The organism is Vibrio sp. TRT 2004, from assembly GCF_050113735.1.
Lineage (GTDB): Bacteria > Pseudomonadota > Gammaproteobacteria > Enterobacterales > Vibrionaceae > Vibrio.
The window spans coordinates 1-10,973 of the sequence record NZ_JBNJOH010000072.1; the positions used below are offsets into that span (position 1 = coordinate 1).

The following is a 10,973-nucleotide window of genomic DNA, read 5'->3' on the forward strand; positions in this document are numbered from 1 at the left end:
ATGGGTAGAACTACAGGCAAAGCCTCACTGAATGATAACCACCTACTGAAGTAGGTGGTTTAGGGCTGAAAATAAAAGCCGAGGCAAATGCCTCGGTTTTTTTAATTCATCTAGAGCGACTAGTCGCCTGCAAACATATAACCTTCGCCATGAACCGTCACAAAGATCTGAGGGTTCTTTGGATCGAATTCCATTTTCGCTCGCATACGTCTTATCAGCACATCAATGGTACGATCGTTCGGTGCGTCGACACGGTGGCTAATCATGTTGAGAATACGCTCACGGCTCAATACCTGATTAGGGTATGAAGAGAGTGCAACCAGCAATTCATACTCAGCTTTAGTGAGTTTTACTGGCTCTCCATTGCGACTTAATGCACGTCGTTGAACATCAAATGTCCATTCACCAAAACGTACTACATTGTCGTCTTGCTGCGCTGCGTCTAGTGTTGCAGATGCGTTGCGGGCAGAAGAGATACGCCACAATAAGTTTTTAACTCGAACCAAAAGTTCGCGTAACTCAAACGGTTTGGTGACGTAATCATCTGCGCCCATTTCTAGGCCAACAATTTTATCGATGCTATCCGTGCGTCCTGTTACCAGGATAATTCCAATGTCAGATTGACTGCGAAGTTCGCGCGTTAGCATTAATCCATCTTCACCAGGAAGATTAATATCTAACATCACCAAATCAATCGCATTGTTTTGTAGCGTATGACGCATCTGCTCGCCGCTTTCAGCCTCACTCACGTTATAACCTTCGTTCTTAAAGTAACCAACGAGTTTGCTACGCGTGACTGCGTCATCTTCTACAACTAGTACATGATAGCTCATCTACACCACTTAATTTACATTGGGAATTGCTCTAAAATTGTATTCTATTCATAAATAGTAACATTTCTAGTAATTATCACTTTAAAACTAAGAAAGATGATTTTTTCTTGATTCAAGACAAAAGTCACCCACTCATTAACATTCATTCATAATTGATGGTAACTTATCACACAAGCCGTTATCCCTATTCATTTTTATTGGTTAAACTAGTAGATAGTTATTTTAGGAGTTGAACCTAATGCAAGAAATTAAAGCATTTAATGAGAAACGTGCCGAGATTTACTGGTGGCTATCAAGCCTGTTTGCCAATGAGCTTACTGAGGAAAATATCGCGCAGTATCATTCCGCTGAAATCCGCGCGTTTTTGACTGGTTTGGGTGAAAATGCCGCTTTAAAACCTGCAATTGACCGTGTCACTGATGCGCTCAATCGCTTGATGGATCGTGAAGATGCTCAATTGGAACTCGCCGCAGATTTCTGTGATCTATTTTTAAAGTCAGATAGAGACTCTGCCCTTCCTTATGCCTCTATGTACATTGGTCAATCGGGATTACTCAACGACACGCCAGCTAAAGAGATGGAAGAGATCATGGCGAAACATGGGGTTGCAGTTGAAAAAGATCTAAACGAGCCAGCCGACCATCTTGCAATCGAACTCGACTTTCTTGGCAATCTTATTATTCGCTCAAATGAGTTGGAACAAGAACGTCATTTAGAAGATGCGTTAAAAGAGCAAGAAGCGTTTATTCAGCAACACCTATTGAGCTGGGTTCCGAAATTTTCAGCCAAGTGTCAGACACTCGATGACTTCGGCTTTTACTCTGCAATCGCCAGCCTTACTAGCGCTTTCTTAGAGCTAGATTGCAGCTATCTTGCAGGCGAGTAAAAAAACGCACATTGTGAGCTCAAACCTACAACTTTGACGTTTTTTGTTTGCTCTCTGAGAGTTTGCGGTCTAGAATCGTGACCGCAAACGATAAAAATGAACGATTCAAATACAAACCGCTAAATAAGGGCGGTTTTTGTGTTTCTGATACTTTCTGCCAGACTATTTTATTCTACACTCGAATATATTTGCTTGGCAGTCATCGACAGGACAAAACCTTATGGCCACTATTAAAGATGTTGCTCGCCTAGCCGGTGTTTCAACAACCACTGTGTCTCACGTAATTAATAAAACACGCTTTGTTGCTGAAGCTACTCAAGAAAAAGTAATGGAAGCGGTGAACGAGTTAAACTATGCGCCAAGTGCTGTTGCGCGTAGCTTGAAATGTAACACGACTCGTACAATCGGTATGTTGGTCACCCAATCAACAAACCTATTCTTTTCAGAAGTGATTGATGGCGTAGAAAGCTACTGCTACCGTCAAGGCTACACGCTTATCTTGTGTAATACTGGGGGCATCTACGAGAAACAACGCGACTACATCCGCATGTTGGCAGAGAAGCGCGTAGACGGCATCTTAGTCATGTGTTCAGACCTTACTGAAGAGCTGAGCGAAATGCTCGATCGCCATAAAGATATCCCTAAAGTCGTTATGGACTGGGGTCCTGAAAGCTCGCAAGCGGACAAGATCATTGATAACTCAGAAGAAGGCGGCTACCTAGCAACAAAATATCTGATCGAACGTGGTCATAAAGATATTGCCTGTCTAAGTGGTCACTTTGAAAAAGCCGCCTGTCAGGAGCGTATTCGCGGTTTCAAACGCGCGATGAGTGAGGCAGAACTTTCGGTGAATGAAGATTGGATTCTTGAAGGCAACTTCGAGTGTGATACCGCCGTACTCGCCGCAGACAAAATTGCAGCGATGGATAACAAGCCAAGTGCTGTGTTTTGTTTCAATGACACAATGGCATTGGGGTTGATGAGCCGTCTACAGCAAAAAGGCATTCGAATTCCTGAAGATATGTCAGTCATCGGCTATGACAATATTGAGCTGGCTGAGTACTTCTCTCCACCACTAACGACTGTCCACCAACCAAAACGTCGTGTTGGTAAAAACGCATTCGAAATCTTGCTTGAGCGGATCAAAGATAAAGAGCATGAGAAGCGTATTTTTGAAATGCACCCTGAGATTGTTGAACGAAATACCGTCCTTGATTTGAACAAATAGTTCAAATCGTTCGCTTAGCCGGTAGCACATTATTGGCTAAGCGGATAATTCACCTCTTTTTATTGAACCAAGATCACACTTATTCCATTTCGGCGTGATGTCCTACGCATATTTTATTTATGCTCTAAATGTTCGAACAATGCCACGAACAGGGCAAACCACTCCGAAAGGGTGGGACGCAAAGCCTCCGGCCTTAAACATGATATGTCTGGTAGCGGGGTTGCCGATGGTAAATATGCACTTGTCATACACGAATTACTAACGGTTGTATGACGCCTTACTTACAAAGTACCTGCATTATTTTGCTAATCTCTCGGACCTGAACTGGTGGCGTATAACTATACACCGAGAATAAACAGCATGGATAAACCAATACTAAAAGACTCAATGCGATTATTTGAGCAACTTGGCTACATCAAGTCTCGTTCAATGTTTGGTGGCTTTGGCATTTTTGCTGATGACACGATGTTCGCACTCGTGGTCAACGATAAACTTCACGTTCGTGCAGACGCAGAACTGGCTAAACAATTTAAATCTCAAGGACTCGAGCCTTACGTTTATAAAAAACGCGGATTTCCCGTTGTAACGAAATACTACGCCTTGTGTCATGACTGGAGTTCAGATACCAATAAAACCTTAGAACTCGCCAAGCTTGCACTTGATGCGGCAAACAACGAGAAGAAAACTCAATCGCAAGCGAAACCAAGTCGCCTCAAAGATTTACCGAACTTACGATTAGCTACTGAGCGTATGCTCAAGAAAGCAGGTATCGAAAGTGTCGAAAACCTTGAAGAAACCGGCTCAGTTAACGCATTCAAAGCCATTCAGTCTACTCACTCTTCTGACGTTAACATCGAGCTACTTTGGGCATTAGAAGGTGCGATCAATGGCACTCACTGGTCCGTCATTCCTCAAAATCGACGCCAAGAGCTGCTCAACGAGCTTAGCCATCACTAACAGATAAGTTATCGAATCAATAAAGAGTCAGCCTTAGTGCTGACTTTTTTCTTATTTGTGAAATTTACTGCTTGCTTTCCCTTTCTAGTCTATTAACACTTTAATTTCGCTAGCTTTGATGTTTGATGGAGATGTTGTATGAGTAAAAAACTGATTTTGGGCGTTGTGTTCATCCTTGTTGTTGTATTGCTAGCCCTTAATTTTGGACAGTATCTCACTCTGGAAAACGCTAAAGCTCAGCAAGCCGAGCTCGCTCTATTTATCGCAGATAACTTCGTTGTCGCGGCCGCTAGCTATTTCTTGGCCTATGTCACCATCACCGCCTTTTCTGTTCCGGGTGCTGCTGTGGTCACACTATTGGGAGCTGCCCTATTCGGTTTTTGGACAAGCTTAGTCCTTGTCTCTTTTGCCAGTACCATTGGCGCAACTCTGGCTTTTTTAAGCAGCCGCTATCTTCTTAGAGACTGGGTTCAAACGAAGTTTGGTGACAAGTTGTCAGCAATCAACCAAGGCGTTGAACGTGACGGATCATTTTATCTATTCTCGTTACGTCTAATTCCCGTTTTTCCGTTCTTTTTGATCAACCTATTGATGGGGCTAACACCGATTACGACTTTACGATTCTACTTGGTGAGCCAGTTAGGTATGTTGCCAGGCACAGCGGTATACCTCAACGCGGGTACCCAGTTGGCGCAGATTGAACACTTATCCGGTATCGTTTCTCCAAGTGTGTTGGCTTCCTTTGCCTTATTAGGTCTTTTCCCTGTTGTCGCTAAGTGGATAATGGCCAAACTCAAATCGACGCCTTCAGCATCAAACGGAAACGTGTAATGCGTCTCTACTCAGCGACAACACCACCTGAAGCACATATCGTTTGTGAGTTATTGAAATCACAGCAAATCCTTTGTGAGGTGCGGGGCGAAGGTTTATTCGGTTTACAGGGAGAGCTCCCTTTTGGTGAGAACAGTGAACCGTATATTTGGCTATTCGATGTTCAACAACTCGCTCAAGCACAAGCAATCATTGCCGATTTTAAGCGTGCTGAAAGAGGAGTAAGCTGGCGGTGTAGTGAGTGTAGTGAACAAAACGAAGCTCAATTCGGTTTGTGCTGGAAGTGCGGCGCCTGTATGCCCTAACTCTATTTAGCTTCGATTTGCTGCTGAATAAAGGCTATCGAGTGTTGGTTAAATTCATCAGGCCTTTCAACATTACAGACATGACCACAATCAGCGATTTCAAGTAATTGGCTTTTACGGTGAGCGGCAACCATCTCTTTGACCGGTTGAATGAACATGTAATCGCGCTCGCCCATCAAGTATAGCGTTGGGATGGGTAACTCACGATCCTTGAAGTATCGCATCAACGGATTAACTTCAGCGGTAAGAATAAACCAACGCTTGAACTCTTTTTGGCATAACTTTTTGGCTTCACGGATAAATAAGTGACGTGATTCTTTTTGCGTACGTTGAGGCATCACGATATAGGCAAAAAGGCTGTATAACCACATGTAAGGAACAATGTGCTTACAAAGGTTACCTAGTTTGACCAACACTTGAGAGCGTGTATTAAGACGCGTTACAGCGCCTCCCAGCACCATTGACTTCACTCTGTCCGTCGATAACTCTGCGATATTACGGACAATAATGGTACCCAACGACATACCCACAAAATGGGCTGAACGAATCTTTAGGTGATCAAGTACCTTGAGAATATCCATGGTCACGGCTTTGAAGGTATAGCGGTTTGCAATCAGCTCTTTGAGCAACTGATTCGATTTGCCATGACCGCGAAGATCAATCAACAATAGATTGAAATGCTCCCTGTACGCTTTGATTTGTTTAAACCAAATCGATGAACTTCCCCCAGCACCATGCACAAAGACAACCCACTCGTCACTAGTAGGGTGGGCAAACGTTTTGTGGAATAACAGGGTATCGCTCATATCAGACAAGGGCCACTTAGGTTCAAAATCTTGGCTTAGGAGATTACCATAATCCTAGAAGGATTTAAGTCCGACAACTCCATTTATCCGTCATTCTCTGGTCAAAAATGTAAATATCATTGAAAAAGGCGTCGAAATGACGCCTTTAGACAGGTTAAGCGTGAAGGGCCGACCGATACAGGTTGATATACTCTTCAGCCGCTTTAGACCAACAGAAGTTTTGTTCCATCGCATACAATTGAACGCGTTTAACTTCATTTGGTTGTTGGGCATATAGCAAGAGTGAACGCTGTAGAACGTTTAATAACTCACTCGGCTCAGGTTGTTGAAAAACAAAACCAGTCGCCGTATTGGGTCCTTCGTCGTAATCATTGACACTATCACGCAATCCCCCGACGCCACGGACAATGGGTAACGTGCCATAAGCCATACTATAAATTTGATTCAACCCACACGGTTCAAATTCAGAAGGCATGATAAAGAAGTCAGAGCCCGCCTCGACCAAATGAGCAAGGTCATTATCGTAGGCCTCGACAAAGACGAATTTATCGCTGTGTAACGCTTCAATCTCTTTTAGCTGCGCCGCCAAGACAGGGTCTCCAGTACCAACGATGACCACCTGAACTTGATGCTTCAAGAAAGCATCCAGAATCGGGATTAGATAGTGGATACCTTTCTGGTGCGTTAGGCGACAAACCATGCCATATACAGCGACATCACACGCTTCTAAACCCACACGTTGCTGAAGCTCTTTCTTACACGCTTTCTTCCCTCGTACCATGCTTTGTCGCGTTGCTTTGTAGTTCACAGGCAAAGAAGGATCGGTTTGAGGGTTCCATGCCGAGTAGTCACAACCATTGAGTATCCCGACTAAATCCTCAGCTCTGTGCTGAAATTCCGCCGCCATACCATGGCTACCTAGCTCAGTTTTTAGTTCCTGTGCATAAGTAGGACTCACGGCATTAATCTTATCCGCACACATAACGCCCGCTTTTAGCATGGTTACATGGGTGTCACTCACAGCCGCATCACCAGCGTAGCGTGTGTGCATCTCTGGTAGATTCTGTAACTCATCATAGCTAAACACCCCTTTAAATACGGCGTTATGCACCGAGAGTACACTTTTCGTCGATGAAAAAAACGTATCCGCTCCGTAGCGGTGTTTCAGTAAGTAGGGAACAAACCCAGTATGCCAGTCATTGGCGTGAACGATATCTGGTTGAAAGCCAAGTTTCGGTAGCATATCGAGGCACGCGGCACTAAAGAAAGCAAACCTTTCACCGTTGTCTTGATACGCTTGGTTGTTCTCCGCGTACATTTCCGAGCGGTTGAAGTACTCGTCGCAATCAATCGCGTAGACAGGTACTCCCACGATTTCGAGTTGTTTAACTCGATACGGTGTGTGCGGCCAATATTCAAGCTGTGTGTCCAGTAAAACTGGAGCTTGTTCAATGCCCGCTACTTTCTGGTATGCGGGTAGAGTGATACGAACATCTTGCTGTAATGTGAGCAATGCTTCAGGCAGCGCCTTGGCAACATCTGCCAAGCCACCGCTTTTGATTAACCCTTCAACTTCCGATGCTACAAATAGAATGGATAGATTCTTAGTAGCCAATACGTGCTCCTTTTGGAATGACAACGATACCCTCTTCCGATACATGGTAGTGTTTCTTATCTTCCGATAGGTTTACACCAATTTGGGTACCCGGTGCAATATCCGCATCCTTATCGACGATCACGCGGCGCAGTACACAGCCCTCACCGACCTTAACATCACCCAGTAGGATACTTTCGCTAATGTCACACGCAGAGGCGATGTTGCTGCGGAAGCCGAGTACCGATTTTTCAATTCTCGAACCGCGAACATAGCTACCGCTGCACACAAGACTATCGATAATTTGTACTCGACCATTGTCAGAGTCAGTAAACGTTGCCGGTGGTAACGGTGGATAATAGGTGTGGAGAGGCCATTTACGGTTATACAGCGAGAAAGGCGCGTCTTTCGCGAGCAGATCCATATGAGCCTGCCAATATGCGTCAATCGTACCGACATCACGCCAATACACTTCTTCTTTCTCGCCAGTAATGCGGTTGGTGCTGAAGTCATACACGAACACATCGCCGCAAGGGAACATCTTTGGAATGATATCCTTGCCGAAGTCATGAGTTGAGTCTGGGTTATCTGCATCTTCAATCAGCTCAGCAAAAAGCGTCTGTGCTTCAAATACATAGTTACCCATAGATACTAACGCGTATTCTGGATCGCCAGGGATAGATTGCGGGTACGCTGGTTTCTCTTCAAAACCTACCATTCGCCCTTCAGCATCGACTTCAATGACACCAAATTGAGACGCTTCACTTAAAGGCATACGTAAAGCAGAAACGGTAAGCGAAGCTTGTTTTTCTTTGTGGTAATCAAGCATTTGCTTGATATCCATCTTGTAGATGTGGTCTGAACCAAAAATACAAACTTGATCCGGTTCAGACAACTCCATAAAGCCGAGGTTTTGGTAGATAGCATCCGCCGTACCTTCGTACCAACGCTTCCCGGTACGCATCTGTGCTGGAATAGGGTCAATAAAACGGTCGGTAATACCGTTGATATTCCAACCTTTCTTTAGGTGGTGAAACAAAGATTGAGATTTGAACTGTGTTAACACGTAGATACGCATTAGGTCAGCATTAACAAAGTTATTTAGTGCAAAGTCGATAAGACGGTAGCTACCGCCAAAAGGCACCGAGGGTTTACTGCGAGACTCCGTCAGTGGGCGCAGGCGCGAGCCTTCTCCACCAGCAAGGATCATTCCCAAAACACCAGCCATTTAATTCTCTCCATTTTATTTATTGTGTAATGAGCCTTTATTTAGGGGGGCTCATCTAATTCCTTTAGCCCACTCCAGTTCCTCGTAGGAATGGGCACAACAATCGCTGCCGCGCAAGACTCTAAGCCTAGTTCTTGGCGTAAAAGGATTATTATAAGTTATCGTATTTCAGCAAGATTACAATTTAAAACATGCCGTCCTTTGGAGCTCACAATTGTTGCTTTGCAGCGCTCTGCGATAGCTCACACTATCTCGCCACAAGCTCACAAACAAACAACAAATTAACTACATTAACGTGACTTCGCTCGAATAGCTTAGGTGAATGTAATCAGGGTATTACCTAGGGTTGAAACCCACGTAAATCAAGCCGTTTGCCTTTCACTTGACACCGTATGAATGTGAATCGTCGATTGGTTGGACTGTGCCAGAAACAATGAACTGTCTGCCAACGCGAGAGCCTGTTGCAAACTCATCTGAGGTTGAATAAGTGCTCCACCAATAGAAAGTCTGATCAAATGGTGGGAATGAATGGTGTCACTATCTTGATGTGAATCGACATACTGCTTAATGCGCTCGGCGATGCATTCTAACGTCCTAGTTTGACCACATCTAACCAACACCAAAAACTCATCTTCCGCCCATCTTGCCGCCACATCGTACTCCCGAATCGCTCGTTGCAAGCCTCGAGCCACCAACTGCAAAGCATTTTGGTATTGATGACTCTCTTCTTCGGAGTCAGATTGCACCTTAATTCCAGCGTCAATCCACAACAAACCAAACTGATACTGTTCACGAGAAGAGCGCGCTAACTCAGCACTGAGTTCTTTTTCCAGACCTCTACGGTTATGTATCTGGGTCAAAACATCAAATGTTGACAGCTCATCCAGTATCGCCGTTCTAGACGCGACCAGATTATCTAATCCCTTGCGACTATTTTGTAGCTCATGCTCAAGCACATCTAAGCACTGTTCAAGATTAAGTGAAGCGCCATCTTGGCCAGTCGAGTTGTCTTGCACAAGTCGATAAATGCGCTGATTCCAATATTCTCGAGGGACTAACCAGTGCTTGACTAGCCAACCAAAGAGAAGAATTGCGACGATTAAGGTTACAGCAAGCAGTGGGAAATAGAGTTGGGTATTGACCCATGTCGGCACTATCGCATCAATACTGACAAAGGTCACTTCATACCACCCTAGAGACTCGATGTAATAAATCGCAACAGCGGCTCGCCCACCACCTTGGTTAACCATCAGCACTTGCGCTTCTTGACCTTTCTTCTGCAACTTCATCAGTTTTTCGAGCGCTTGATAATCTTTATCATTGCTAATTACACTGCTGAGCAGGGGTTTCCTTGAACGGCTATTACGCAGTGGGTATTGAACAGAATCGACGCCTAGGAACAGTTGGATCCTCATCTGTTCATCAATAAAATAGGTTTCTATCCCTGTGGGTTGTGAGTTATGAAACGGCTCGATCAGTTCCGTGAAATCGATACCAGTGCCGAGAATACCTAAAAACTGACCGTTCTTTTCTATGGTCTGATTAATCCAGATCTTGGTTAATCCCAGATGTACATCATGAGCGATATTGACGGAGAGATCGATTCCGCTCGACTTCTGCTCGAAAAACCATTTATCGGTAATCGCATCTGGATCCAGATAGTGGCGAAAGAAAGTTCCTTGGCGGATGCTATTTACATCGTTGTAGTGATAAGACAGGTTCTGATCTAAGGCGACGAAGAAATTTTTGGACGCCAGCCGCCAACGAAATTGTTCAAGTGTATCTTCTGCAACGGCTAGGTAGACTGAATCTTCGCTGTTTTGCGCCCATGAAGTGATATTGGGGTGAGTAGCCAACTGTTTTACGATCTCGGACTGAGCCGTTATAGGCTTTAACACTTCGGCGTCATGTTTGGCAGAGACTTGAGCAAACTCCCATAGCAATCCCTCAATCACGCTATCTAGCACTCGTTTTGAGATACTAAAAGCGGCTATCACCAAAACCAAGCTACCTGCGATAATGATACTTAGAAGCCTTAATCTCTGTCTCATGGCACCCTTCCCGTTATTCTTCTAAATCAATAGAAGCTAGAGATCATAATGTCAAAAGACAGACTGAGAATCACAATATATTAACAACCAATAGGTGAATAATTGTATATTGATCTCATAAATATGAAAACAGACAAGCGTTCGTCTAAAAGAAAAGGCAGCCATTATCGGCTAATTCCGATCAGTTAAGAGATAAATGATCGGTTGAACGATCCTGCAGATGGCTTATAAAGGCTCTAAGTTTCTATAACTTT

10 protein-coding genes and 1 riboswitch are annotated in these 10,973 nt (G+C 44.3%); of the genes, 5 read left to right on the forward strand and 5 right to left on the reverse strand.

From position 1 onward, the window contains the following. Positions 1 to 119 precede the first annotated feature (119 nt). Positions 120 to 833: a two-component system response regulator TorR gene (gene torR / locus ACQEXR_RS19090; protein WP_138972416.1), complete on the reverse strand. Its 714-nt coding sequence runs from the start codon at positions 831 to 833 to the stop codon at positions 120 to 122. A gap of 238 nt (positions 834 to 1,071) precedes the next feature. On the opposite strand from torR, the gene torD reads away from it, so the two are divergent. The 5 genes from torD (at position 1,072) to ACQEXR_RS19115 (ending at position 5,040) form a co-directional block, all read left to right on the forward strand. Further along, the gene (gene torD, locus ACQEXR_RS19095) at positions 1,072 to 1,719 is read left to right on the forward strand and encodes a molecular chaperone TorD (RefSeq protein ID WP_427020937.1); all 648 of its coding nucleotides are present in this window, start codon (positions 1,072 to 1,074) and stop codon (positions 1,717 to 1,719) included. Between the two features lie 220 nt (positions 1,720 to 1,939). Beyond that, the gene (gene purR / locus ACQEXR_RS19100; protein WP_138972414.1) at positions 1,940 to 2,947 is read left to right on the forward strand and encodes an HTH-type transcriptional repressor PurR; all 1,008 of its coding nucleotides are present in this window, start codon (positions 1,940 to 1,942) and stop codon (positions 2,945 to 2,947) included. A gap of 142 nt (positions 2,948 to 3,089) precedes the next feature. Continuing rightward, positions 3,090 to 3,175: riboswitch (cyclic di-GMP riboswitch) on the forward strand. Between the two features lie 132 nt (positions 3,176 to 3,307). Beyond that, on the forward strand, positions 3,308 to 3,904 hold the full coding sequence (locus tag ACQEXR_RS19105) for a TfoX/Sxy family DNA transformation protein (RefSeq protein WP_138972413.1): 597 nt from the start codon (positions 3,308 to 3,310) through the stop codon (positions 3,902 to 3,904). Positions 3,905 to 4,042: 138 nt separating this feature from the next. Beyond that, positions 4,043 to 4,735 carry a TVP38/TMEM64 family protein gene (locus ACQEXR_RS19110; RefSeq protein WP_138972412.1) on the forward strand — a complete coding sequence of 231 codons (693 nt, stop codon included), beginning with the start codon at positions 4,043 to 4,045 and terminating at the stop codon, positions 4,733 to 4,735. Beyond that, on the forward strand, positions 4,735 to 5,040 hold the full coding sequence (locus ACQEXR_RS19115; RefSeq protein WP_138972411.1) for a putative signal transducing protein: 306 nt from the start codon (positions 4,735 to 4,737) through the stop codon (positions 5,038 to 5,040). The genes ACQEXR_RS19110 and ACQEXR_RS19115 overlap by 1 nt, the downstream gene beginning before the upstream one ends. 2 nt (positions 5,041 to 5,042) lie before the next feature. On the opposite strand, the gene ACQEXR_RS19120 is transcribed toward ACQEXR_RS19115, so the two are convergent. The 4 genes from ACQEXR_RS19120 to ACQEXR_RS19135 all read right to left on the reverse strand — a co-directional run bounded on the left by ACQEXR_RS19120 (position 5,043) and on the right by ACQEXR_RS19135 (position 10,719). After that, entirely contained in the window at positions 5,043 to 5,846 is an 804-nt protein-coding gene (locus tag ACQEXR_RS19120) for an alpha/beta fold hydrolase (RefSeq protein WP_138972410.1), read from the reverse strand. A 154-nt stretch (positions 5,847 to 6,000) separates the two neighbouring features. Continuing rightward, positions 6,001 to 7,461 carry a glycogen synthase GlgA gene (gene glgA / locus ACQEXR_RS19125; protein ID WP_426951239.1) on the reverse strand — a complete coding sequence of 487 codons (1,461 nt, stop codon included), beginning with the start codon at positions 7,459 to 7,461 and terminating at the stop codon, positions 6,001 to 6,003. Continuing rightward, the gene (gene glgC, locus ACQEXR_RS19130) at positions 7,451 to 8,668 is read right to left on the reverse strand and encodes a glucose-1-phosphate adenylyltransferase (protein WP_427020938.1); all 1,218 of its coding nucleotides are present in this window, start codon (positions 8,666 to 8,668) and stop codon (positions 7,451 to 7,453) included. Before glgC ends, glgA begins: the two co-directional genes overlap by 11 nt. 362 nt (positions 8,669 to 9,030) lie before the next feature. Beyond that, the gene (locus tag ACQEXR_RS19135) at positions 9,031 to 10,719 is read right to left on the reverse strand and encodes a GGDEF domain-containing protein (RefSeq protein WP_427020939.1); all 1,689 of its coding nucleotides are present in this window, start codon (positions 10,717 to 10,719) and stop codon (positions 9,031 to 9,033) included. Positions 10,720 to 10,973: the final 254 nt, after the last annotated feature.

Bases quoted from the DNA above. Each gene is read 5' to 3' on its own strand.
- torR (WP_138972416.1), bottom strand. From the start codon at position 833: ATGAGCTATCATGTACTAGTTGTAGAAGATGACGCAGTCACGCGTAGC.
- torD (WP_427020937.1), top strand. From the start codon at position 1,072: ATGCAAGAAATTAAAGCATTTAATGAGAAACGTGCCGAGATTTACTGG.
- purR (WP_138972414.1), top strand. From the start codon at position 1,940: ATGGCCACTATTAAAGATGTTGCTCGCCTAGCCGGTGTTTCAACAACC.
- ACQEXR_RS19105 (WP_138972413.1), top strand. From the start codon at position 3,308: ATGGATAAACCAATACTAAAAGACTCAATGCGATTATTTGAGCAACTT.
- ACQEXR_RS19110 (WP_138972412.1), top strand. From the start codon at position 4,043: ATGAGTAAAAAACTGATTTTGGGCGTTGTGTTCATCCTTGTTGTTGTA.
- ACQEXR_RS19115 (WP_138972411.1), top strand. From the start codon at position 4,735: ATGCGTCTCTACTCAGCGACAACACCACCTGAAGCACATATCGTTTGT.
- ACQEXR_RS19120 (WP_138972410.1), bottom strand. From the start codon at position 5,846: ATGAGCGATACCCTGTTATTCCACAAAACGTTTGCCCACCCTACTAGT.
- glgC (WP_427020938.1), bottom strand. From the start codon at position 8,668: ATGGCTGGTGTTTTGGGAATGATCCTTGCTGGTGGAGAAGGCTCGCGC.
- ACQEXR_RS19135 (WP_427020939.1), bottom strand. From the start codon at position 10,719: ATGAGACAGAGATTAAGGCTTCTAAGTATCATTATCGCAGGTAGCTTG.